Source organism: Sphingobium sp. MI1205 (genome assembly GCF_001563285.1).
Taxonomy (GTDB): domain Bacteria; phylum Pseudomonadota; class Alphaproteobacteria; order Sphingomonadales; family Sphingomonadaceae; genus Sphingobium.
In genome coordinates this window covers 1,189,058-1,213,007 of the sequence record NZ_CP005188.1, presented here as the reverse complement: position 1 = coordinate 1,213,007, position 23,950 = coordinate 1,189,058, and the positions used below count along the sequence as shown (strand labels likewise).

21 protein-coding genes are annotated in these 23,950 nt (G+C 62.7%); 5 read left to right on the top strand and 16 right to left on the bottom strand.

The window, feature by feature from the left end; all coding sequences use genetic code 11:
* The first annotated feature begins 29 nt into the window (after nucleotides 1-29).
* Complete coding sequence (locus K663_RS05805; protein ID WP_062115274.1) at nucleotides 30-377, top strand: GntR family transcriptional regulator; 348 nt, start codon at nucleotides 30-32, stop codon at nucleotides 375-377.
* 48 nt (nucleotides 378-425) lie between these two features.
* On the opposite strand, the gene prsR is transcribed toward K663_RS05805, so the two are convergent.
* From prsR to K663_RS05775, 7 genes are all read right to left on the bottom strand, one after another.
* Complete coding sequence (gene prsR, locus K663_RS05800; protein WP_062115271.1) at nucleotides 426-1,775, bottom strand: PEP-CTERM-box response regulator transcription factor; 1,350 nt, start codon at nucleotides 1,773-1,775, stop codon at nucleotides 426-428.
* A complete protein-coding gene (gene prsK, locus K663_RS05795; RefSeq protein WP_062115268.1) occupies nucleotides 1,775-3,847 on the bottom strand; it encodes an XrtA/PEP-CTERM system histidine kinase PrsK in 2,073 nt (690 codons plus the stop codon). Before prsK ends, prsR begins: the two co-directional genes overlap by 1 nt.
* 8 nt (nucleotides 3,848-3,855) lie before the next feature.
* Entirely contained in the window at nucleotides 3,856-5,244 is a 1,389-nt protein-coding gene (locus K663_RS05790; protein ID WP_062115265.1) for a TIGR03013 family XrtA/PEP-CTERM system glycosyltransferase, read from the bottom strand.
* 178 nt (nucleotides 5,245-5,422) lie between these two features.
* Nucleotides 5,423-5,695, bottom strand: a complete 273-nt coding sequence (locus tag K663_RS05785; RefSeq protein ID WP_235589529.1) for a hypothetical protein — start codon at nucleotides 5,693-5,695, stop codon at nucleotides 5,423-5,425.
* Between the two features lie 51 nt (nucleotides 5,696-5,746).
* Nucleotides 5,747-6,415, bottom strand: a complete 669-nt coding sequence (locus K663_RS05780) for a sigma-70 family RNA polymerase sigma factor (protein ID WP_062115263.1) — start codon at nucleotides 6,413-6,415, stop codon at nucleotides 5,747-5,749.
* Nucleotides 6,416-6,523: 108 nt separating this feature from the next.
* A complete protein-coding gene (locus tag K663_RS24615; protein WP_201026678.1) occupies nucleotides 6,524-6,664 on the bottom strand; it encodes a hypothetical protein in 141 nt (46 codons plus the stop codon).
* A 94-nt stretch (nucleotides 6,665-6,758) separates the two neighbouring features.
* Nucleotides 6,759-7,553, bottom strand: coding sequence for a response regulator (locus tag K663_RS05775; protein ID WP_062115259.1), 795 nt, complete (start codon nucleotides 7,551-7,553; stop codon nucleotides 6,759-6,761).
* A gap of 373 nt (nucleotides 7,554-7,926) precedes the next feature.
* Here K663_RS05775 and K663_RS24285 point away from each other — a divergent pair, with 373 nt between their 5' ends.
* Both K663_RS24285 and K663_RS05765 read left to right on the top strand, forming a co-directional pair.
* Entirely contained in the window at nucleotides 7,927-8,073 is a 147-nt protein-coding gene (locus K663_RS24285; protein WP_158511156.1) for a NepR family anti-sigma factor, read from the top strand.
* Nucleotides 8,074-8,263: 190 nt separating this feature from the next.
* Nucleotides 8,264-9,814 (top strand): sensor histidine kinase, encoded by a 1,551-nt coding sequence (locus tag K663_RS05765; RefSeq protein WP_235589528.1) that lies wholly within the window; start codon nucleotides 8,264-8,266, stop codon nucleotides 9,812-9,814.
* Between the two features lie 3 nt (nucleotides 9,815-9,817).
* Here the strand turns inward: K663_RS05765 and tgt are convergent, their stop codons facing one another.
* Together tgt and K663_RS05755 are read right to left on the bottom strand one after the other, a co-directional pair.
* Nucleotides 9,818-10,948, bottom strand: a complete 1,131-nt coding sequence (gene tgt / locus K663_RS05760; protein WP_062115253.1) for a tRNA guanosine(34) transglycosylase Tgt — start codon at nucleotides 10,946-10,948, stop codon at nucleotides 9,818-9,820.
* Nucleotides 10,949-11,043: 95 nt separating this feature from the next.
* Nucleotides 11,044-11,223 carry a hypothetical protein gene (locus K663_RS05755; RefSeq protein ID WP_062115250.1) on the bottom strand — a complete coding sequence of 60 codons (180 nt, stop codon included), beginning with the start codon at nucleotides 11,221-11,223 and terminating at the stop codon, nucleotides 11,044-11,046.
* A 238-nt stretch (nucleotides 11,224-11,461) separates the two neighbouring features.
* Between K663_RS05755 and K663_RS05750 the strand changes: the two genes are divergently transcribed.
* Nucleotides 11,462-12,418, top strand: coding sequence for a crotonase/enoyl-CoA hydratase family protein (locus tag K663_RS05750; RefSeq protein WP_062115247.1), 957 nt, complete (start codon nucleotides 11,462-11,464; stop codon nucleotides 12,416-12,418).
* A gap of 8 nt (nucleotides 12,419-12,426) precedes the next feature.
* Here the strand turns inward: K663_RS05750 and K663_RS05745 are convergent, their stop codons facing one another.
* The 3 genes from K663_RS05745 to groES all read right to left on the bottom strand — a co-directional run bounded on the left by K663_RS05745 (nucleotide 12,427) and on the right by groES (nucleotide 16,654).
* On the bottom strand, nucleotides 12,427-14,418 hold the full coding sequence (locus K663_RS05745) for a putative bifunctional diguanylate cyclase/phosphodiesterase (protein WP_062115244.1): 1,992 nt from the start codon (nucleotides 14,416-14,418) through the stop codon (nucleotides 12,427-12,429).
* A 189-nt stretch (nucleotides 14,419-14,607) separates the two neighbouring features.
* Nucleotides 14,608-16,254, bottom strand: coding sequence for a chaperonin GroEL (gene groL, locus K663_RS05740; RefSeq protein WP_062115242.1), 1,647 nt, complete (start codon nucleotides 16,252-16,254; stop codon nucleotides 14,608-14,610).
* A gap of 112 nt (nucleotides 16,255-16,366) precedes the next feature.
* Nucleotides 16,367-16,654 (bottom strand): co-chaperone GroES, encoded by a 288-nt coding sequence (gene groES / locus K663_RS05735; protein ID WP_022681207.1) that lies wholly within the window; start codon nucleotides 16,652-16,654, stop codon nucleotides 16,367-16,369.
* A 390-nt stretch (nucleotides 16,655-17,044) separates the two neighbouring features.
* On the opposite strand from groES, the gene yghU reads away from it, so the two are divergent.
* Nucleotides 17,045-17,917 carry a glutathione-dependent disulfide-bond oxidoreductase gene (yghU, locus tag K663_RS05730; RefSeq protein WP_062115239.1) on the top strand — a complete coding sequence of 291 codons (873 nt, stop codon included), beginning with the start codon at nucleotides 17,045-17,047 and terminating at the stop codon, nucleotides 17,915-17,917.
* Between the two features lie 54 nt (nucleotides 17,918-17,971).
* Here the strand turns inward: yghU and ligA are convergent, their stop codons facing one another.
* From ligA to K663_RS05710, 4 genes are all read right to left on the bottom strand, one after another.
* Nucleotides 17,972-20,107, bottom strand: a complete 2,136-nt coding sequence (gene ligA, locus K663_RS05725) for an NAD-dependent DNA ligase LigA (RefSeq protein ID WP_062115236.1) — start codon at nucleotides 20,105-20,107, stop codon at nucleotides 17,972-17,974.
* A 65-nt stretch (nucleotides 20,108-20,172) separates the two neighbouring features.
* Nucleotides 20,173-21,846 carry a DNA repair protein RecN gene (gene recN, locus K663_RS05720; protein ID WP_062115233.1) on the bottom strand — a complete coding sequence of 558 codons (1,674 nt, stop codon included), beginning with the start codon at nucleotides 21,844-21,846 and terminating at the stop codon, nucleotides 20,173-20,175.
* Nucleotides 21,847-21,956: 110 nt separating this feature from the next.
* Nucleotides 21,957-22,742: an outer membrane protein assembly factor BamD gene (locus K663_RS05715; RefSeq protein WP_062115231.1), complete on the bottom strand. Its 786-nt coding sequence runs from the start codon at nucleotides 22,740-22,742 to the stop codon at nucleotides 21,957-21,959.
* Nucleotides 22,743-22,809: 67 nt separating this feature from the next.
* A complete protein-coding gene (locus K663_RS05710; RefSeq protein ID WP_062120409.1) occupies nucleotides 22,810-23,826 on the bottom strand; it encodes a sensor histidine kinase in 1,017 nt (338 codons plus the stop codon).
* Between the last annotated feature and the right edge of the window lie 124 nt (nucleotides 23,827-23,950).

Sequence of the window (23,950 nt, the reverse complement as noted above, 5' to 3'; positions counted from 1 at the left end):
CCTCGCTGTATTATGGCACCGATGCACCCATGGCCGACGATTCCAAGCCCGTCTATATGCGCCTTCGCGACATCATCGCGGCATCGATACTCGATGGCAGCTATGGCGATGGCGACATGCTTCCCTCTGTCCGGGCGCTTGCCATGCAACAGGGCGCAAATCCCCTGACGGTGGCCAAGGCCTATCAGTGCTTCCAGGACGATGGGCTGATAGTGGTCAAGCGCGGGGTCGGGATGTTCGTGGCCGACGGCGCGGCGCGGCGACTGAGGGAAGCGGAACGCCGCCGCTTTCTCGATACGGTCTGGCCGCCAGTGGCCCAACAGATCAAGCGCCTGGGGATCTCCGCCGAGGATCTGGACCTGCAAGGCGTCCGATAGACTATCCACCACCAGCTTTACGTACAGGCCGCGCGCGGCTCACGGCCATCAACCCTGCAACTGATATTGTTTCAGAAGATCGTACAGCGTCGGTCGGCTGATCCCCAACATCTTGGCGGCCCCGGATATGTTGCCATCGGTCCGCGCGATAGCCCGGCGGATGGCACGACGGTCAGCGATTTCGCGGGCCGCTTTCAGATTGACGACTTCGCCTCCCTCGGCACGGTCACCGTCCAGGTCCAGGTCCGCTGCGGTGACATGCTTCCCATCAGCCATGATGACCGCGCGCTTCATCCGGTTTTCCAGCTCGCGCACATTGCCCGGCCAGGCCCAGGCGTCGAGCGCAGCCAGCGCGTCAGGCGCCAGCCCCTTGACCTGCGGGTTCATGTCCTTGGCAAAGCGGTTGAGGAAATGGCGCGCCAGCAAAGCCGGGTCGCCTGGCCGGTCTTTCAACGCGGGTATCCGCACCACGACCTCGGCAAGCCGATAGTAGAGATCTTCGCGAAAGGTGCCCGCAGCGATCAACGTCTCCAGATCATGATGTGTGGCAAACAGGATGCGCGTATTGACAGACAGCGACTGGCCATCCCCCGTCGCATCGATCACCCCATTCTGCATGAAACGCAGCAGTTTCACCTGCAACGCCAGCGACATGTCGCCGACCTCGTCCAGGAACAGCGTGCCACCATGGGCGAGCGCAATCTTGCCAGCCTTCGCCTCGCCCCCTGCATCCGCACCAAACAGTTCCGCCTCCAGCAACGGCTCGGGAATCGCGGAACAGTTGATCGTGATAAACGGCCCATCACGCCGTTCGGATGCATCGTGCAGCCCCTCGGCCAGCAATGCCTTGCCGGTGCCGATCGCTCCGGTCAGCAGAACGGACAGGCTCGTCGCCGCCACCCGCTCTATGGTGCGGGCGACCTTCATCATTTCCGAAGCGCCCGTGATCAGCCGCCCCAGCACTCTGGCCTGCTCGGGCGCCGCCTCGGCGAGCCGGGCATTTTCCTTTTCCAGCGCGTGGACATGAAAGGCGCGGCGGACGATCAGGCCCAGTTCGTCGATATCGACAGGCTTCTGGTAGAAATCATAGGCCCCGCCCGAAATGGCGGACAGCGCGCTTTCCCGTGCGCCGTGACCGGAAGCAACAATGATCTTCGTATCCGGCTTGATCCGCAGCATTTCCGCCAGCGTCGCAAAGCCTTCGCTCGTCCCGTCCGGGTCGGGCGGCAGGCCCAGGTCCAGCGTCACGACATCGGGCGATTCGGCGCGCAGCATCTCGATCGCTTCCTCACGATCACCCGCGATGAACAGCTGATAATCCTCATAGGCCCAGCGCAGCTGCCGCTGCAGCCCCGGATCATCCTCGACGATCAGCAATTTGGGTCGCTTGTCGCTCATCAGGCGGCCTTCCCCCTTACCCCTTCGCGCGGCACTGTCGGCAGGCGCAATGTGAAACGGCTTCCGATACCCGGCTTGCTTTCGACGCCGATGCTGCCGCCCATGCTTTGCGCCAGTGCCCGCGCCTCGAATGCACCGATGCCAAAGCCGCCCGCCTTGCTCGATGAAAAGGGCTTGAACAGATCTCGGCGGATATATTCCGCAGTCATGCCGCGCCCCTGATCGATCAACTCGATCACGGCCCATTGCTCGTCCCCGCTCAGCCGGATTTCCACCGGACGGTCGGCTGCGCTCGCGTCGATGGCATTCTGCAACAGGTGAATGATGATCTGCTCGACCCGCGTCGGATCGGCCAGCGCCAGCGGCGCGGAACCCGTCAGGCGGATGTCATGCTGGCCCGACCGGCTGCGCGCCACCTTTGCGGCTACCTCGTCCAGAGACATGGATCGCGGCTCCTCCGCCCGTCCCTTGTTATGCTGGGACAGGCGCGCCAGCATGTCGTTCATCTTGCCCACCGACTCCCGCAGCGTCAGCACCATGTCGGCGCGAAAATCCGCGTTGTCGGCATGGCGCTCGGCATTGCGGGCAAGCAGCGAAAGCTGGCTGACCAGATTCTTGACGTCGTGGATGATGAATGCAAAGCGCCGGTTGAACTCGTCGAACCGCTGCGCGTCGCCCAGCGCCTGCTGACCCTGCGCCTCGCTCAAATAGCTTGCCGCCTGCCGCCCCGCCGTGCGCAGCATGTCGAGGTCTTCCCAGTCCAGCCGCCGGTCCATCACAGGCCGCGCGAGCAGGATTGCGCCGATCAACCGGCCGAAATGGATGAGCGGCACGAGCGCCCAGGCGCGGGGATCGGCGCGCATCCAGCCGGGCGTGTCGCCAGCTTCCTGCCGGGTCGGCTCCCGGTCGATATCGATGATCCACCCGCTACGCTCGATCAGCAGCGCAAGGGGCGCGGGCACCAGGACGTCATCGGACAGATCGCCGTCCCAATTCCAATGCGTCTCGAACGTCAGCGCGCCGTCGTCGGACCGCAGCATCAGGATCGCGGCGGGCGAATCCGTGATGTCGGCAACCGCCTTCGCCACCCGTTCGCCCAGCGGCGGCGCGTCGCTGCCCGGCCTGCCGATCGTGTCGCCAAAGCGCATCCATTCGGTTCGATAATCGTAGCGATGCTGGAAAACATGCTTTGCGACCTGCACCTTCCACAGCGCCCGCATCCGGGGTGAAGGCAGCAGCACCAGCGCGCTTACCGCCATGAAGAACACGCATCCGATCTGGATCGCCCGTGCATAGGGGCCAGCGATCAACTCGATCGCTACCGCCGCCGCCGCGATCAGTATGACGTACAGCGTGATCGATATCAGCGACAGTGCGCGGAACGTCAGCGCGCGCGACAACTGCACCTGCGGCGCTCTATCCCGCCGCATCCCAGCCGCGATGACGGGCGCCAGCATCGCCATCAATGGCCCGCGCAAGGCGTATAGCTCACTGGCGCGGTCGATCGCGAAATAGCCGATCACGTAGAGGCTGAAATCATAGGTCCACATGGCCGCCAGCGCGCCCAGCAACAATGCGACCCGTCCACGCTGCTGCTGCGGCCAACTCACGTAAAGATGGTGGACCAGCATCAGGCTGCCGACCGCCGTCATCATGTGCAGGCTGAGCGACACCTGCACCAATGCGCGATGCAGATCGCTCGCGCCGGGCAGTTGTCGCCATATCAGGTCAGTGAACGTCTGCAGCAGGATCAACCCCGCCACCGCGGCATAGACCGACCCGATCGCCACCATCGATCCCACGCGATCAGTCGCGCCACGGCGCAGCATGATGAGCAGCAGCAGCAACCAGGCGGCATTGCGGATATTCTCGCCTATCCCGGTCAGCGGCTTGTCCACGCCGCCGAACGACACATAAAGCGACCAGCAGGATGTCAGCAGCAGGGCGACTGCCAGCATGCGCTGGTCGATCCCTTCCTCCCGCCGACGCAGGATGAATATGCCGATCGCGGCGAACAGCACGGCGGCCAGCGCGTGGCCCCAATCGCCGACAAATTGCAGCAGCGTTCCCATCGCCCGCTTCAGCGCGCGCCTTCAGGCCACAGCACCACCCGCAACGTCTGGATCAGGATCAGCAAGTCCAGGAACGGCGTGTAATTCTTGGCGTAATAGAGGTCATATTCCAGCTTGTTGCGGCTGTCCTCAATCGATGCGCCATAGGGATAGTTGATCTGCGCCCAGCCGGTGATGCCCGGCTTCACCATGTGACGCTCGGCATAATAGCGCAGATGCTGTTCCAGATCCTCGACGAACTGACGCCGTTCGGGGCGCGGGCCGACAAAGCTCATCTCGCCTTTCAGCACCGTCCAGGTCTGCGGCAACTCATCGATCCGCAGCTTGCGCAGCCAATAGCCCAGCCGCGTGATGCGCGGATCGTCCTTCTCCGCCCAAACCGCCTGCCCGCTGACTTCCGCGTCCTGCCGCATGGTGCGCAGCTTCACGATCCAGAATTCCTCGCCGTATAGGCCGACGCGCTGCTGGCGATAAAAAGCTGGCCCCTTGCTGTCGAGCTTCACCAGGATTGCGGCGATCAGGATGATAGGGCCGGTCAGCAGCAGCAGGATGGAACTGGCAATGACGTCGAACAGCCGTTTGGCGATGCTGGAAATCCGGCGGCCTGCCGAAAAGCCATCGGAAAAGATCAGCCAACTGGGATTGACGCTGTCCAGATCCACGCGCCCCGTCTCCCTTTCGAGAAAGGTCGAAATCTCGTTCACATGGACGCCCGTCGTCTTGATGCGCAACAGGTCCGACAGCGGCAATGCGTTGCGCCGCTCCTCCAGCGCCAGCACCACCTCGCTGGCGCCCAGCCGCACGACGAAATCGGCCAGATTGTAGATGGCGCTGCGGTTGATCGACTCTGGAATGACCTGCGCGCCATCATTCATGGCGATGTAGCCCACGACGAGGAAGCCCGCGCCCTTGCGCTGTTCCAGATCCTTGATGCGGTTCGCGCGATTGCCTGCGCCAAGGACGACCAGCCGCCGCTTGAACGCCTCGCCGCCGAGCATGGACCCAAGGAGAAGCCGCACCGCCAGCAGCAGCGCGATGGCAAGGCCCATGGCGTAAAGCGAATTGGACCGCCAAAGCGTCAGATCAGGCAGGACGAAATGCATCACCGATAAAAATATGACGCCCAGCGAAATTGCGACCAGCAGCCGGGCGAAGGCGAAGCGAAGGGACTGGAGTGCTTCGGTGCCATAAACGCCCACGGCGATCATCCCTGTCTGGATCAACAGGGCAAAGCTCAGCAACGGCGCGGCGCGGGTCATGATGGGATCGACATCCATGCCGATCTGCTGCGCACGCAATATCCACCCTGCTTCCGCCGCCCCCACCAACAAGATGAAGTCGAGCAGTCCCAGCAGCAGCACGGCGTGTGGCACATAATGTTTGAAAAGTCTGATCATCAGTCGCGCGCATTTCCGATGCTGCCTCGCCAAAGGGCAGCCTGGTGACATCGGACCAGCTTACAACCGGTGTAAGAAAATCCGACAGTGCGCACAGAGTGAACGAAAATCCCAAAGATTTTCTGAAGATGGGGGGCGCTGCGAGAAGGCAGAGCCGTTCAACAGTGGGTCGGCAGGATCAATTTTGCCGGCGGACATCTCGCGCCGCTTCGTGGGCGGCGTCCTGGACAACCCGCACCGCGCTGTCGTCAGATTCGGCGGCTTCGGTGATCGCCTGGCTTTCCTTCACCTCACTTTCACGGGTGAGATAAAAGAAGGCGATGGCAAGAATGAGGGCAATCGCTACCAATGCGAAAATCACGCCAGTGCCGCGAGATTGCCCTGCCTGCGTCATATCATCGGGCTGGTGCCGCTCTGGAGGCAAGCTGCTGCCTCGTCCGCTCTTGACCATCGCGCACCTCCCAAACGCCTTCCCGGGGGGAAAGGATCGCAGGAGCCGCCTTTATACATCATCGGCGTCCTGTTCAGAACCCTGTCGTACATCCCGCCCACGGCTCAGGCGGTCAACGTCCTCCATGATCTCGTCGAGCACCGGGGTATCGGTGGTCTCCTGGCTCCGTCGGGAAGGCAGGTCACCGCTATCGAGTATCTGTTCCAGGGCAGCGCGGCCACGCGCCACGCGGCTTTTGATTGTGCCCACCGCGACGCCGCAAATCTCCGCCGCCTCTTCATAGGCGAAGCCTCCCGCGCCCACCAGGATTAGCGCCTCGCGCTGCGGCTGGGGCAATTGGAGCAAGGCGCGTTGCATATCGGAAAGCTCGACATGCTTGTCCTGCCCCGCAGGCGCCGCCAATATCCGGTCGGCCGTCAGATCGTCCCAATCGCCGCGAAAGCGTGAACGCCGCATTTGCGAGAGATAATGATTGCGCAGGATGATGAAGGTCCAGGCCCGCATGTTGGTGCCGGCCTGAAACCGCCCACGCGCCGCCCAGGCTTTCAGGAGAGTTTCCTGAACCAGATCGTCCGCGACGTCCCGATTGCCCGAAAGCGATCGCCCAAAGGCGCGCAGGTGCGGGATGACCGCCGCCAGCTCGCGCTTGAAATCATTGTCGGACAGCGATTCCCGCTTATCCTCCTGGTGCTCCGCCGGTTGGCCAAGCCCTTCGCTCATGGGAACAACCCTCTCACTGGCTGTCGCCCTCGCCGCATGAACCGAAGCCGTCAAAGCCATATGTGCGTCCGCATCCTATATACTCGTTGTTGTACGGAACCAATGTGATTACCCGTAATAGCTCCACAGCACGATCAGCATGCCAATGATAACCAAAGGCAGCGAGATGCCGAGAATGTAGCGGACTATGTGTGGCGTGGAACCTGACCGGGCGTCTTCGGTAGCAACATGCTTTTCCTCTTCCGCCATATTTTACCTCCCGATCGTTACGCCTGAATAACGCGGCGGGATGGTCAGGGTTCCGATACCTGCACAGTCTTTTCTGAAAGCTGAACGATCCGGCTCAGGCCGGCGCCGTCGCCTCGTCAAAGAACAGGGCCTGGGAAATCGCCGCCTTCACCGTCGATCGCTGGAAAGGCTTGGTGATCAGGAAAGTGGGTTCCGGGCGCTCGCCGGTCAGCAACCGTTCGGGGAATGCGGTGATGAAAATGACGGGAACCGAAAACTCGGCCAATATGTCCTTCACCGCATCAATGCCGCTGGAATCGTCGGCCAGCTGGATGTCGGCCAGCACCAGACCGGGACGTTCGGCCATCGCTTCGCGCACGGCATCTTCGCGCGTCACGGCGATGGCGGTCACCTCATGCCCCAGATCGCGCACGATCGTTTCGATATCCATCGCGATGATCGGCTCGTCCTCGATGATGAGCACCTTGGCGCGGGTCTGCGCCTCTATCTCGCTCAGCGCTTCTTCGACCAGCGCCTCCACGTCCGTCGGATCCAGTCCGATCAGATAGCCGACGTCATCGATAGTGAAGCCTTCCAGCGCGGTCAGCAGCAAGGCCTGGCGCGGCAATGGCGTCAATCGGGCCAGCCTGGCCTGCGCCACCGCTTCCTGTCCGTCACCGGCCGACAGCATGGGGCTGTCTTCCAGATGCGACGAGGACCAGATGGCATGGAAGGTTTTGTAAAGGCCCAGCCGCGGATCGACGTCGGCGGGAAACTCTTCGGGCGCCGCCACGATCGCTTCCAGCGTCGCGCGGACATAGGCGTCCCCATGCGCCTGACTGCCCGTCAGGGCGCGGGCATAACGGCGCAGAAAAGGAAGATGAGGGTGCAATTGCTGTCCAAGCGACATTGGTAAATCTTCTCCCAGCCCATAGGGCGCGTTGTCATGAAACACTCGCCGAGCAGAAGGATGGATTGGCAATGCCGATGTGGCAAGCCCCCCGCCCCTTACAGCTGCCGTCAGGTAAACGGCAAAAAATGCTTCGGCCAACGGAACCAACGACAAAGAGATTTGTTTCACAGCCGTTCGTTTTTTAATGATATCGAATTTGGTGCCGTAAGCTGCGGGGCGGTCGATTGACGCCGCGTGGGAAAGTCGCAAGAGAAAAGCTGGGTGCTATGCTAGCGTTGCAGAGGGGCGTATTTTGGTTGCTTCAACGACGGAACGGGCTGTGAAAGGAGGGGACAGGAAAGATGTCGGCGCCAACACCCCGGACTCGGGCGTGAGTGGCAGTGCCCCGCGCAAACGCCGCGCGTCTCCCGCCAAGGACGAAGGGCAGGTCGCGAATGCCCTGCGCTCGGTCTACAAGAGCGCGGTGGATGAAGACATCCCGTCCGAAATGCTCGACCTTCTTCGAAAGCTGGATTAGCGTGATTTACGGTCAACGCCGTTGACCGGACCGGCGGAGGTCAGGTTGGTGCTTTTCGATATTGGCAGATTGGCGGAGCGGCTCCTCGCCGCCGCGATCCGGCCGGTGGACATTGCTCCTCTGATCCTCGCCCTGAAATCTTGACTATCGCATGACCGGGGCGCTCCCCGTCCCCTATAGTTGATTGCTCATGCGCAGCCTGAACAGCCTCATCCATTCCACCGGCATCAAGATGTTCCTCATCCTGACGCTCGCGTTGCTGCCGCTGGGGCTGATTGCGCTCATCGCCTCCCTTCAGGCGATCCGAACCGCCGACCTGGAAAAGGAAGCGCTTCTCCGGGTGTCCGTGACGCAGAGCGCGCGCAAGCTGACGGCCGATCTGGCGTCGGACAGGATGGCCCTGATGCTGACCGCCAATGCGCTGTCCACGGGCAGTGAAGGCCCCGACTTATGTCGGCGGCTTTCGGCTTTCCTGAAGTCGCATGATCGCGAAGGCGGTCGATATTATATCTACGACCGCAGCGGGCGGCGCGTATGCGGGGCGTCGCGCCCCGAACCGGCTGGACTCACCCCCGCCGCGCGGTTCGACAAGGCGCCCGCGCAGCTGCTGCCTGGTTCGGGCTATCTGGTCAGCCGCATCATCAGCAGCAACGACCAGATCGTCGCGCTTGCCTATTATTCACGTGCCTATCTGGCAGCGATCACCAGCCCCACGACCGCGCTGCAAAATCGTCAGTTGAGCTTGCAGCAGGGCGATCGGCTGCTCGTCGTCAGTCGCCCGATCGACGATCCCGAGGGGCACAGCACCAGCTTGTCCGCACGGCTCGACCCGCCCGACATTCTGCTCACCATGACGCTGCGTGATCCGCCGGTCACGCTGGCGCGCATGCTTTCGCTGTTCCTGCCGCTGGTGATGTGGTTCGCGGCCGCAGCGATCGGATGGTTCGTGGTCAACCGCCTGCTCATCCGTCCACTGGTGGTTCTTCGCCGTACGGTCGCCGCTTATCATCCGGGCGAAGTGCTGGAGCCGATGCGCCGGATCCGCACGCCCGCGCAAGAGATCGTCGCGCTTGGCGAAACCTTTCGCGCGATCAGCGAGGATGTGGCCACTCACGAGGCGGAAATGGCGGAGGGGCTGGAAACCCAGCGCAAGCTGACGCGCGAGGTTCATCATCGCGTCAAAAACAACCTTCAGATCATCGCCAGCCTCATAAGCCTGCATGCCCGCGCAGCGCATGAGCCCGAAGCGGTCGAGGCCTATGCTTCCATCCAGCGCCGGGTCGATGCGCTGTCGGTCGTCCATCGCAATCACTATGCCGAACTGGAGGAGCATCGCGGCGTCGGCGTCCGATCGCTGGTCAGCGAATTGTCCGCCAGCCTGCGCAGCACGGCTCCAGCGGAAGCGCGCCGTTTCGGTATTCAGATCGACAGCGACAATCTGCATATCAGCCAGGACGTCGCTGTGCCCATAGCCTTCCTGCTGACAGAACTGGTGGAACTGGCAATGTTGTCAGACCCGCAGGCGGCAATGCGCATTTCAGTGCAACTGGAACCGGGACGGCAGGACCGCGCGATCCTTCACGTCAGCTCCCCCGCACTGCGCGGATCGGACGCCATCAGGGACCGCATTGCGGAGCGCTACGGCAGGGTGCTCACCGGCCTGTCGCGCCAGTTGCGCGCGCCGCTGGAGCATGATGAGGCGACAGGCGATTATTCCATCGCCATCACCGTCGTTCCCTGATCGTCAAACCCGCTGATAATCGCGCCGGAAATCCGCCGAGAAGGCCGCGAAGCGCCCTTGCGCGATGCTGTCGCGGATCGACTGCATCAACGACTGGTAGAAATGGATATTATGTTGCGTCATCAGCATCGCGCCCAGCATTTCGCCAGACTTCACCAGATGATGCAGATAGGCGCGGCTCCATGTTCCGCAGACAGGACAGGTGCAGCGGGGATCGAGCGGCGACATATCCTCGGCAAAGCGGGCATTGCGGATATTCAGCGGCCCTGCCCAGGTAAAAGCCTGGCCATTGCGCCCGCTGCGGGTCGGCAGGACGCAATCGAACATGTCGATCCCCCGCTCCACCGCGCCGACGATGTCATCCGGCTTGCCAACGCCCATCAGATAACGGGGCTTGTCCTGCGGCAGCATATCCGGCGCATAGTCGAGGCAACCGAACATCGCCTCCTGCCCCTCGCCCACCGCCAGGCCGCCAACCGCATAGCCATCGAAACCGATCTCGATCAGCTTCTCCGCTGATACGCGTCGCAGGTCTGGATTCAATGAACCCTGCTGGATACCGAAAAGCGCCGCCCGCTCGGCATGTTCCCCCCCTTCGTCAAAGCCGTCGCGCGACCGCTTCGCCCAGCGCATCGACCGCTCCATGCTATGCGCCGCTTCGTCATGGGTGCAGCCATTTTTCGTGCATTCGTCGAACGCCATGACGATGTCGCTGTCCAGCAACCGCTGTATCTCCATCGACCGTTCGGGCGTCAGCATATGGCGCGACCCGTCGATATGGCTGGCGAAGGCCACACCTTCCTCGCTCAACTTGGTAAGGGCGGACAGGCTCATCACCTGATAGCCGCCGCTATCCGTCAATATGGGCCGATCCCAGCCCATGAAACCATGCAGCCCGCCCAGCCGCGCAACACGCTCTGCGCCGGGGCGCAGCATCAGATGATAGGTATTGCCAAGGATGATGTCCGCGCCCGTCGCGCGGACTTCGGCGGGGCGCATGGCCTTGACGGTGGCGGCGGTACCAACCGGCATGAAGGCGGGTGTTCTTATCTCGCCCCGGCGCATCTGTATCGTGCCGGTGCGAGCCTTGCCGTCGGTAGCGGCTATGGCGAAGGAAAAGCGGGATTGAGTCACGCTGCGCGCTCTAGAGCATCGCGCGGACAAGTGAGAACCGCTTTTTTTGATAAAGCCGCGCGGCGGCTTCCCCAACCTACAGCAGGTGCGAGAGGTCAGCCGGCCTTGCGCACGCCATCGAAAGCGACGACCGCGTCAATGTCGAAACCTTTCACGCGGCGGTAATTGCCGATGAAGCAAAGGCAGTCGGCCGCCAGATGCAGGCGCCAGCTTTCCCCCTCTTCGTCATGAAGCAGCAGCGTCACAATCTGGGGATCGGTGCGATGTCTATCCATGCACAGCAACGTAATTAATAAAGGTTAACAAAGCCCTGCAACCCCTCGCTCATGTTTTGCGGTTAAGTGCGCTTGTTGTATTAATGCAACGTTAACCATAGATTTCGTGATTTTGCGGCGACTTAGCAGCAACAGTATGGGATAAAAAGGGTTAATGCTCCCCGCTTTCGTCCAGCCCCGGTTGCATCCGCGAGCTAATCTTGTTTTCCTCGGCACTGACCAAAATGCGGGGGCACAGATGACTGATTCCGGACGGTTTAATCCGGCGCGTGACGAAGTGGAGGACGTTTCGTCAGTGCATCTGCCTGATGACGACATTCATGGATTTACCGTTACGGAAAGCACGCCGCAGGGGCGGGACGGTAGCCAGTCGATGCTGTTCGATCTTGGACAGATCGATGTCAGCTGGGATGAATCCATCGACACGCTGTGGGCGTTCATGACCCCGGCGAATCGGCCCAACTATAACTTGCCCATGCTGCGAGACATTCGGCTGTGGCAAACAGAGTCGAAGCGCCTGTTTGACGACGGCGCCTTGCCGCTCAAATATATGGTGCTGGGGTCACGCTTTCCGGGCGTTTTCAACCTCGGTGGCGACCTTGAACTTTTCGCGGCCTGTATCGAAAGAGGCGACCTGCCCGGCCTCGTCAAATATGGCCACGCCTGCATTGATGTCGTGCATCGTGCCTGGCGCAACGCCGACATGCCGCTCATCTCCGTCGCGCTGGCGCAGGGCGATGCGCTGGGCGGCGGGTTTGAGGCGCTGCTCTGCTTCGATGTGGTGGTGGCGGAACGCAGCGCTCGCTTTGGCTTGCCCGAAATGCTCTTCGGCCTGTTTCCGGGCATGGGCGCCTACTCGATCCTCGCCCGCAAACTGGGACGCCGCATGGCGGAGCGCATGATCCTTTCCGGCAAGGTTTATACCGCCGAGGAAATGTATGACATGGGCATCGTCACCATTCTTGCCGAAGATGGCGAGGGTGAGCAGGCCGTTCGCGACTATATTCGCGGCAACCGCCCGCATCATGCGGGTCATGTCGGCGTGTTCGAAGCCGGCCGCCGGGTCGATCCGCTCGACTATGCCGAATTGAAGGACATCGTGGAAAACTGGGCGGCGACCGCGCTCAAGCTGGATCCCAAGGATCTGCGCCTGATGCGTCGGCTGGCATCCGCTCAAACCCGCCTGACCAAATAGGCGGTCATTCAGGCGCGGCGCCGGTCCTTCATCAAGGTCACGACGTCGCTTCTGTCCCGCTTCATCTTGCCCATCATTTCAAGCAGGTCGTGGGCGGTCATGGGCTTGCTCAGCACGAAGCCCTGAACATTGCTGAAGCCCATTTCGCGGGCGTAACGCAATTGTTCTTCGGTTTCGATGCCTTCCGCCACCGTTTCGACGTTCAGCGAGTGCGCCAGATAGGCGACCGACTGCGCAATCGCGCGATCGCGCCCGCTTTCCCCCACGCCGCGCATGAAGCTCTGATCGACCTTGAGCGTGTCGAACGCATAGTCGCGCAGATAGCCGAGCGAGGAATAGCCGGTCCCGAAATCATCCAGCGCCAGCCGCAGTCCGATCCGCTGCAATTCCGACAGGATCAGGCTGGTTCGGCCGCTATCTTCCAGGAAGATGGATTCGGTGACTTCCAGTTCCAGTCGGCGCGCCTTCAGGCCCGATCCCAGCAACGCCGCGATGACGGCACGCGGCAACCCGTCACTCTTGATGAGTGCGGGTGAGATGTTGACGGCGACCCGAACATGATCTTCCCAGTGCATGGCGTCGCGGCAGGCTTGCTCCAGCGCCCATGCTGTGATCGACTCGATCAACGAACTGCTTTCGGCGATCGGTATGAATTCGGCGGGCGAAATGCGTCCCATCACGGGATGGTCCCACCGCATCAACGCTTCGCAGATCGCGATCTTGCCCGTCACGGTGTCGAAGATGGGCTGATAATGCAGCAGCAATTCGCCATTGGCCATGGCTGTGCGCAGGCCCATTTCCAGTTCATAAGTCCGGTTCTGTCGCTCCTTCATCGACCAACTGAACCTGGCATGGCGGTTCCGGCCGTCATGCTTGGCCTTGTAAAGCGCCATGTCGGCATGCTGCAGCAACTCTTCGCTGCCACGCCCGTCATCAGGCGCGACGGCAATGCCCATCGAAGCGGTGACGGTCAGGTGATAGCCGCTGACGTCGAAATCATGGACAAATTCGGCCATGATGTCGGCCGCAATCTGCTCGGCAATGGCGCTGTCGGCCCCTGGGCAGATCAGGATGAATTCATCGCCGCCAAAGCGCGCGACATGGCCACGGTCATCCAGCGCATGCGAAAGCCGCGCGGCGACCGTGCAGAGCAACTGGTCGCCGATGATATGGCCCAGGGAGTCATTGATCTCCTTGAACCTGTCCAGGTCCATCCAGAAAACCGCCATTGCGTCCCGGTCGGATTGCCGCCTGTCGAACAGATCGCGCAGGCGCATCTGCATCGCCATGCGATTTTCGACCCCCGTCAGACTGTCGAATCGCGCCAGCCGTTCGAACTTGGTCGCCAGCTGGGACTTTTCATATTTGCCCTGCAACGCTTCAACGACGATCCGGTGGGTCGTCCGCGTAATCTCCGCCATGGCGAAGATCATCAGGAACAACATGGTCGCCAGCACCCAATAACCAAGTCCGCCCGCTATACAGAGGCCGAGGGATGTGGGCAGCAGGGCAAAGCAGGTCTGGCCGATGGCGATATGGACCCGGCCTGCATTACGCCCCGCGATGCCGCCGGAATAGGCGGCGACAAGGCACACGCTCAATATGTGCAGCGACGCATCTTCGGTCATGGTGAGCGTTGCGAAAGCGAGCAGGCCAAGCAGCGCCGCATATCCCCAGGCGCCCAGTTCATAGGCAAGCCCCCAGATCGGCTGGGTTGGACCATCCTGATGCGCCAACTGTCGCTGGAAATAGACCGCCGACACCGAACGGCTGAGCGCGACCAGGAAGATCAACACCGCAATCGCGCTGATTTCAGCGCGCTGTGCGTGATAGGCGACCACGAAGCTGAGTGCTCCGCCGGCCACCGCGCCGATCATCAACGATGCGGGCGACGCGTAAAGCGATCTGACAAGACTATCCTGCACCTCAGCGCTTTGCTGAGTATCCGGCGCGAGGCGCGCGCGCAATTTTGCGCTCCAATGGCGGAAGAGGGGTGACACGTCCTCGCCATCCTTGGCGAAACATGATTTCCATTTGGTAAATTCGCGCCGACAAAGATCTCCAAAATGGACCCTTAAAATCAGCTCGCAGAGGGGTCTTCAGCCTTCCCGTCACGCGTCAGCGCGCGGACAAGAAAAGGGCCGGTGGATCGCTCCACCGGCCCATATTCTTTCGACTGAGCGAAGGACTTAGAAGTCCATGCCGCCCATGCCGCCCATGCCACCGCCGGGCATGCCCATCGGCGCCTTGTCGTCGGCGGGCAGTTCGGCAATGGTCGCCTCGGTCGTGATCAGCAGGCCGGCCACCGAAGCGGCGTCCTGCAGAGCAGCGCGCACGACCTTGGTCGGGTCGATGACGCCAGCAGCGACGAGGTTCTCATAGGTGTCGGTCGCGGCGTTGAAGCCCTGGGTCTCGTCATTCTCGCGCAGCAGGTTGCCGGCGACAACGGCGCCATCAACGCCCGCATTCTGGGCGATCTGGCGCAGCGGCGCTTCGATTGCCTTGCGGATGATGTCGATGCCACGGGTCTGGTCGTCGTTCACGCCCTTCAGGCCTTCCAGAGCCTTGGTTGCGTAAAGGAGGGCCGTGCCGCCACCGGGGACAATGCCTTCTTCAACGGCTGCGCGGGTTGCGTGCAGCGCGTCATCGACGCGATCCTTGCGCTCCTTGACTTCGACTTCAGAAGCACCACCAACCTTGATGACGGCCACGCCGCCAGCCAGCTTGGCCAGACGCTCCTGCAGCTTTTCACGGTCATAATCGGACGTCGTGGTCTCGATCTGAGCGCGGATCTGCTCGGTGCGGCCCTTGATCGCGTCGGCGTCACCGGCGCCATCGACGATGGTGGTGTTGTCCTTGTCGATGGTGATGCGCTTGGCGGTGCCGAGCATGCCCAGGGTCACGTTCTCAAGCTTGATGCCGAGGTCTTCGGAAATCACTTCGCCCTTGGTCAGGACGGCAATGTCTTCCAGCATGGCCTTGCGGCGATCGCCGAAGCCAGGAGCCTTGACCGCAGCGACCTTCAGGCCACCACGCAGCTTGTTGACGACCAGGGTCGCCAGCGCTTCGCCTTCGATATCCTCAGCGATGATCAGCAGGGGACGGCCCGACTGAACAACGGCTTCGAGGATCGGCAGGATCGACTGCAGGTTCGACAGCTTCTTTTCGTGGATCAGGATGTAGGGGTCAGCCAGTTCGACTGCCATCTTTTCCGGATTGGTCACGAAGTAGGGCGACAGGTAGCCGCGGTCGAACTGCATGCCTTCAACGACGTCCAGCTCGAATTCGAGGCCCTTGGCTTCCTCGACGGTGATCACGCCTTCCTTGCCGACGCGCTCCATCGCTTCGGCGATCTTCTCGCCGACGACGGTGTCGCCATTGGCCGAAATGATGCCGACCTGGGCGATTTCCTTCGTGCCGGCAACCGGCTTGGAACGCGCCTTGAGGTCCTCGACAACCTTGGTGACGGCAAGATCGATGCCGCGCTTCAGGTCCATCGGGTTCATGCCGGCGGCAACCGACTTCATGCCTTCGCGAACGATCGCCTGGGCAAGAACGGTGGCGGTGGTGGTGCCGTCACCGGCGATGTCGTTGGTCTTCGAGGCAACTTCGCGGACCATCTGGGCGCCCATATTCTCGAACTTGTCCTTCAGTTCGATTTCCTTGGCGACCGAAACACCGTCCTTGGTGATGCGGGGCGCGCCGAAGCTCTTGTCGATGACGACGTTACGGCCCTTGGGGCCCAGGGTCACCTTGACCGCGTCGGCCAGGATATCGACGCCGCGCAGGATGCGCTCACGAGCGTCGCGGGAGAATTTTACGTCTTTTGCAGCCATGTCTTCTATTCCTTTTCCGTCATCCCGGCGAAAACCGGGATCTGGTGCGGCTTGACGCCGCGCTTAAAGGCCTGAAACCCCGGCGTTCGCCGGGATGACATCAGTGATCGGCTTAGGCGACAACGCCCAGAATGTCCGATTCCTTCATGATCAGCAGGTCTTCACCATCGACCTTGACCTCGGTGCCCGACCACTTGCCGAACAGGATGCGGTCGCCAGCCTTGACGTCCAGCGGCGTCACCTTGCCGTCTTCGGCCTTCGAGCCGGTGCCGACAGCGACGATCTCGCCTTCCTGCGGTTTTTCCTTGGCGGTGTCGGGGATGATGATGCCACCCGCGGTCTTCTCTTCTGCCTCTACGCGGCGGACGAGAACGCGGTCATGCAACGGACGAAATGCCATGTTGATTGCCTTTCCCTCTGGTTGGGATGGGTCCGGCGCGCGATCGCCGGGCTTTCCCGAACGAATCCGCCACACCTGATCCTTCTCCCTAGTGAACCATGCGCTGTTAGCACTCTCTTTCAAAGAGTGCCAGCGTGGCGGAATATGGAACTGCAAATTTATCGGTCAAGGGATCGCATGCAGAAATTTTTCCTGCACTCTTCCGTTGTGGAAGAGCCCGGCGGGTTGTGCGCGCCAGGACGGCATTTGTCACCATGGCAGCGCCAGCTTGCGGTTTTGTTGCGACCAGCGCTTTCGCCGCCGATCATGCGGCTCTTCACGGCCAGCGGTTGCGGCGTCCTCTTGCGCCTCTTACTTGCAATGCGATCTCAACATGGGAGCCTTTGCCGAATGACCGACAGCTATACTCCGCCCCGCGTCTGGACATGGGACAAGGACAATGGCGGCGCCTTTGCCAATATCAACCGACCGTTTGCGGGACCAACGCATGACAAGGAACTGCCGGTCGGCCGCCATCCCCTGCAACTCTATTCCCTTGGCACGCCCAACGGCCAGAAGGTGACGATCCTGCTGGAGGAATTGCTGGCCGCCGGGCATCAGGGCGCGGAATATGATGCGTGGCTGATCAACATCGGATCCGGCGATCAGTTCGGCAGCGGTTTCGTGTCCGTCAATCCGAACAGCAAGATCCCGGCTCTCATGGACCACAGCGTTTCGCCGCCCCAGCGCGTGTTCGAATCGGGCGCGATCCTGCTCTATCTTGCGGAGAAATTCGGCGCTTTCCTGCCGACCGATCCGGCCAGGCGCGCCGCCACGCTTTCATGGCTGTGCTGGCAGATGGGCAGCGCGCCGCTGCTGGGCGGCGGCTTTGGGCATTTCTTCGCCTATGCGCCTGAAAAGTTCGAATATCCCATCAACCGCTATGCGATGGAGGTAAAGCGGCAACTGGATGTCCTGGACCGCCAGCTTGCCGATCATGAATATGTGGCGGGCGATGATTACAGCATCGCCGACATCGCGATCTGGCCCTGGTATGGCGGGGTTGCGTTGGACCGGACCTATGCTGGCGCCGCAGAATTTCTGGACGTCCAAAGCTATGCCAATGTGATGCGCTGGGCAAAGCAGGTCGACGCCCGCCCCGCCGTCAAGCGCGGCCGGATCGTCAACCGCACAAGCGGCCCGCTCAATGAACAGCTGCACGAGCGCCACGACGCCAGCGATTTCGATACGCGGACGCAGGACAAGCTGGAAAACGCCGAGTGACAGCAGCACGCCATGCTCATGCTCTCTAGGGAGCATGGCGTCACCGCTCGCCCCCTACCCCGCCGCTTTCACGATCTCGGCCCAAGCCGCCTCGTCAATCACCTCAATCCCCAGGGCCGCCGCCTGTTTCAGCTTTGATCCAGCGCCCGGCCCTGCCACCACCAGGTCGGTCTTGGCGCTCACCGATCCAGCCGCCTTCGCACCCAACCGTTCCGCCTGCGCCTTGGCCTCGTCGCGGCTCATCGTCTCCAGCTTGCCGGTAAAGACCACCGTCTTGCCAGTCACCGCGCTGGCGGTCGTTTCCACCACATAATCGGGCGGCGCAACCTGCGACAACAGGTCGTCCCACGCATCGCGATTATGCGGCTCATGGAAGAAATCGGCCAGCGCATGCCCCACCGCCGACCCGACATTTTCCACACCAATCATCTCGGCAATCCCCTTGTCCAGCCGGTTGCGGAAACGCGCCTCTTCCTCGCCTTCAGCCCGAACCGTCGCGTCACGCAGGGCGATGATCTGCTCCGCCAGCGCCCTGATGCCGGGCAAGTTCGTATAGCGTTTCAGCAGATCCCGCGCCGTCACAGCCCCGACATGGCGGATGCCAAGCCCAAAGAGCAGCCGCGCCGCGTCCGGCTCCCGCTTCGCCTCGATCGCGGCGAACAGGTTATCGACCGACTTCTCCTTCCACCCCTCGCGCTCCAGCAGCGCGGCGCGATGCGCCTTCAGCCGGAAAATGTCGGCAGGCTCGGCGATCCAGCCCAGGTCCAGAAACTCCTGGATCGTCTTTTCGCCAAGCCCTTCGATATCCAGCGCGCCCCGGCTGACAAAGTGCCGCAGCCGCTCGAACCGCTGCGCCCCGCAGATCAGCCCGCCAGTGCAGCGGATATCGACCTCGCCCTCCTCGCGCACGGCTTCCGACCCGCACACCGGGCAGTGATCGGGAAAATTGAACGCCGCCCGCGCCTCATCCCGAGTCAGATTATCGACCACCTGCGGGATGACGTCGCCTGCGCGCTGCACCACGATGCGGTCGCCTGGCCGTACGCCCAGCCGCGCAATCTCGTCGGCATTATGAAGCGTGACGTTGGACACCACCACGCCGCCGACCGTCACCGGCGTCAACCGCCCCACCGGCGTCAGCTTGCCGGTGCGCCCGACCTGAATGTCGATCGCCTCCAGCGTAGTCTGCGCCCGTTCGGCGGGGAATTTATGCGCGATCGCCCAGCGCGGCGCCTTGGCGACGAAGCCCAGCCGCTGCTGCCAGTCCAGCCGATCCACCTTGTAAACCACGCCATCAATGTCGAAGGGCAGATCGGCTCGCGCGGCTTCGATGGCGCGATAATGGGCGATCAGCGCGTCCAGCGTTTCAACCCGCGTCAGGCGGTCGGACACCGGCAGGCCCCATCCGCCTATCGCCTCCATGACGCCAAGCTGCGTCTCCGCTGGCAGGCCGCTCGCCTCCCCCCAACCATGGGCCAGGAAGCGCAGCGGGCGGCTGGCGGTCACGGCGGCGTCCTTCTGCCGCAGCGATCCCGCCGCCGCATTGCGCGGATTGGCGAACTGGCGCGCCTTTTCCGGGTCGTCCGCCTCGCTGAGCAGCCGCGCATTCAGCGCCACGAAATCGGCCTTCGCCATATAGACTTCGCCCCGCACCTCGAACAGGTCGGGGATATTGGAGCCGGTCAGGCGCTCAGGAATATCGGCGATGGTGCGGACATTGGCGGTCACATCCTCGCCGGTCGTCCCATCGCCCCGCGTGGCAGCCAGCCGCAATTCGCCCTTCTCGTAACGCAGGGAGCAGGAAAGCCCGTCAATCTTCGGCTCCGCCGTCAGCGCCACCGGCGCATCTTCGGCCAGCGCAAGAAAACGCCGTACCCGCGCGATGAACTCCGCAATGTCCTCGTCCGAAAAGCCGTTGTCCAGGCTCATCATGCGGACGGCATGCTGCACCTTCTTCAATCCCGAAGTGGGCGCTGCGCCGACCTGCGCGTTGGGCGAATCCGCGCGCATCAGCTGCGGAAAAGCCGCCTCCAGCGCATTATTCTCGCGGATCAGCGCATCATAGGCGGCGTCGGTAATCTCCGGCTGATCCTGGTCATGATAAAGCCGGTTGTGCCGCGCGATCTCCCTGGCGAGACGCATCAGGCGATTGGCCGCTTCGGCTTCGGTCATGGGCTTGGGATCAGTCATCCGCCCTCCATAGCCTTGGCTCGCGCACGGACGAAAGCGATTCGCGCGCCGGTCGTCAGCCAAGCCTATGCGTCGAGCAACCGCTCCGCCTGCGCCCGCGCTTCCGCCGTGATCTCCGCGCCCGACAGCATGCGCGCAATCTCCTCGCGCCGTTCACCATCAGTCAGCGCGTGGACGCCGGTGCGCGTCACCATGCCCCCATTCTCGCTGGCGCTCGCCTTGGCGATCAGCATGTGTCCTGCCCCCCGCGCCGCTACCTGCGGGCTGTGCGTCACGACCAATATCTGGTTGCCCTGCGACAGCCGCGCCAGCCGGTCACCGATGGCAGAAGCCACCGCGCCGCCGACACCCCGGTCGATTTCGTCGAAGATCAGCGTGTCGGCCCCGCCCCGTTCCGCCAGCGCGACCTTCAGCGCCAGGATGAAGCGGGACAGCTCGCCGCCGCTAGCGATCTTCACCAACGGCGCGAAGGGCGCGCCGGGGTTGGTGGAAATCTCAAACTCCACCCGGTCCATGCCCTGCGCGCTCCATTGCCCCTCATCGAGCGGGGCAACCACGGTGCGGAAGCGGGCGGCGTCCAGCTTGAGCGGGGCCAGTTCGCCTGCAACCGCCGCATCCAGCCGGGCGGCCGCATCCCTGCGCTGGTCCGACAGCAATTGCGCTGCCTGACGATAGGCCTGCGCACTCGCGGCAACTTCCGCCTCCAGCGCCGCGAGATGCTCCTCCCCGCCTTCAATCGCGGCCAGCTTCGCCGCCATTTCGTCACGCAGGCCCGCCAGTTCGTCAGCCGCGACCTGATGCTTGCGCGCCAGCCCGCGCAGGTCGAACAGCCGCGTTTCGATGGTGTCGAGCCTTGCAGGATCGAAACTCAGCGCCTCGGCCGCGCTCGCCAGCCTTTCCTCTGCCTCATCCGCTTCGATGACCGCGCGGTCCAGCGCCGCCAGCACCTCGGCAAGCGGCTCATATTCGCCGACGATCCGGTCGAGCCGCCGCGCCGCCTGCCGCAGCTGGGCAAGGCCCCCGTCCGACCCGGTCAGGCAGTCCGTCACCGCCGAAAGATCGTCGGACAGCCGCGCGCCCTTCTGCATCGTCGCGCGCTCCTCGGCCAGCGCCGCCTCTTCGCCCGGTTCGGGCGCGAAGCGGGAAAGCTCCTCCACTGCATGGGACAGGTAATCGCGGTCGCGCGCCGCGACTTCCACCGCCGCGCGGCTTTCCGCCAGCCGCTCCGCCGCCGCGCGCCACGCCAGATAGGCCCGGCCGACCGCGCCATTATCGCAGCGGCCATAGGCGTCGAGCAGCGCACGATGCCCGCGCGGGTTCAGCAGGCCGCGATCATCATGCTGCCCGTGAATCTCAACCAGCGTGCCGCCAAGCTCGCGCAGCAGCGCCGCCGAGCAGGCCTGATCGTTGACGAAGGCGCGGCTGCCGCCATCAGCCTTGAGCGTGCGCCGGATGATAAGCGGCTCGCCCGCTTCCAGCTCGATGCCGTTATCGGCGAGCAGTTCCACCGCGCGATGATCCGCGCGCGCAATGTCGAAGGTCGCGGTGACGCTGGCCTGCGGCTCCCCGCTGCGCACAAGCCCGCTGTCCGCCCGCGCGCCCAGCGCCAACCCCAGCGAATCCAGCAGGATCGACTTGCCCGCGCCCGTTTCCCCCGTCAGCACGCCCAATCCCGCACCGAACTCCAGGTCCAGCGCTTCGATCAGGACGACGTTTCGGATGGAGAGGTTGGTCAGCAAGCTTCGGACCCCAGGAATGTCACCCCAGCGAAAGCTGGGGTCTCAGGCCGCCGGGCCGAACCTTGCGGCACGAGATCCCAGCTTTCGCTGGGACGACGGTAAGTGCCCCATTACGCCTTTCCGCCATGTTCCCGCATGAGCTTGTAGGACCGCTCATACCATTCCGAACCGGGATAATTCCGGCCCAGCACGGCGGCGGCCTTCTGCGCTTCCTCGGGAATGCCGAGCGAGAGATAGCTTTCGACAAGACGCTCCAGCGCTTCGGGCGTGTGGGTCGTCGTTTGATATTTGTCGACCACGGTGCGGAAGCGCAGCGTCGCCGCCAGCCACTGGCCACGACGCTGGTAGAAACGGCCGACTTCCATTTCCTTGCCCGCCAGATGGTCGTTGACCAGATCCAGCTTGAGCCGGGCGTCGGCGGCGTAGCGCGTTTGGGGATAACGGCGGATCAGTTCGCCCAGCGCATCCAGCGACTGCTGCGTGATCTTCTGGTCGCGCGAGACGTCCGCAATCTGTTCATAATAGCAGAGCGCGATCAGATAATAGGCGTAGGGCGCGTCCTTGTTGCCGGTATGGATCGCCAGGAACCGCTGCGACGCCGCGATCGATTCACTATAATCGCGGTTCATATAATAGCTGAACGCCGACATCAGCTGCGCGCGGCGCGCCCATGGCGAATAGGGATGCTGGCGCTCCACCTCGTCAAACAGGGCCGCCGCCATCTTGTACTGCCCGCTATCAAGCCGATATTTACCCGCATTGTACAGCGTGGACACGTCCCGCGCGACATATTGGGTGTCGGCCTTGTTCTTCGACGTGGAGCAGCCGGCGAGCAGGGCGGCAAGCAGAAACGGGGCGGTAGCCGCGCCGATGCGCGTCATGGTTTTCGTCAGCATGGGCGGGTCATAGCGGAGCGAATGGCGCTCGCCAAGCGGCAGAATGGCGGTCGCGCGTTTGATCCTGTCAATGCGCCTGCGCGGGCAGGTCCAACCGGACGATCGCGCCCCCTTCTGGCCGGGGGTGCAGGGCGAACTGCCCGCTGAGTTGCGCGGCCAGCGCCTGCGCTATTCTGAGGCCCAGTGAACTGCCCTTGTCGATTTCAAAGTCGGGCGAAATCCCCTTTCCATCGTCGGCGATTTCCAACGACAGCGTACCGCTCATATCCTCCAGCGTAACGGTAATCGCACCGCCCCGGTTCGGCAGCCCATGCTCGATGGCGTTGCTGACCGCCTCGGCGACGATCAGGGCCAATGGCACCGCGACATGCGATTCCAGCGTCAGGCCAGGGGGCGCGACGACCGTGACGCTGATATCCTCCCGTCCGCTCGCCTCGACAACGTCCGCGGTCAATCGGGTCAGGAAGGCGTTAAGGTCCTGTCCTTCCTCCGATGGATCGTAAAGCGCCCGGCTGATCCGCCCGACCAGCGCCAGGCGGCTGGCGGCATCGTCCAGCGCGCGGGCCGCCACTTCATGATCCACATGACGCCGTTGCAGCGACAGCATTGCCGCTACGACCTGCAAGTTGTTGGACACCCGATGCTGCAATTCGCGGAACAGCAGTTCCCGATTTTCCGCCAGGGCGCGGCTGCGTTCGCGCTCCACCGCCAGGTTGAAATTGGCGCGCTGCATAAGGTGGATGAGCGCGATATCGATTCCCACAACCAACCCGTAGAAAATGAGAGCCAGGGCAACCCCGCCGTCAAATATGCCCTCTGGCGGCAATGGAATGAAGAAATGCCAGGACAGGAAACCGCACAATATCGCCGCGAAAATCCCTGGGCCAAGGCCGAACAGGAAAGTTGACAGGATGACCGCGGGAAAGAAGGAAACGAAGGGATAGCCGATGGGCAGGAAATTGGACGCCATGAGCCGAAGGGCAAGGCAAGCGCCGCAAATGAGAGCCGTCAACAGATAGGCATAAGCGGGCCGTCGAAGCCGAAGCGGCAAGCGCTCCACGAACCTCTCATTGGTGCGTTGCATCACATCCCCTGCATCTTCAGGGGGCGGACAGTATCAGATGTTTGCACATCGCCAACTGATCGAGATTAAAAAAACAAACTTCATGAAAAAGGGGCGCCCGAACCACGGACGCCCCCTTTTTCTT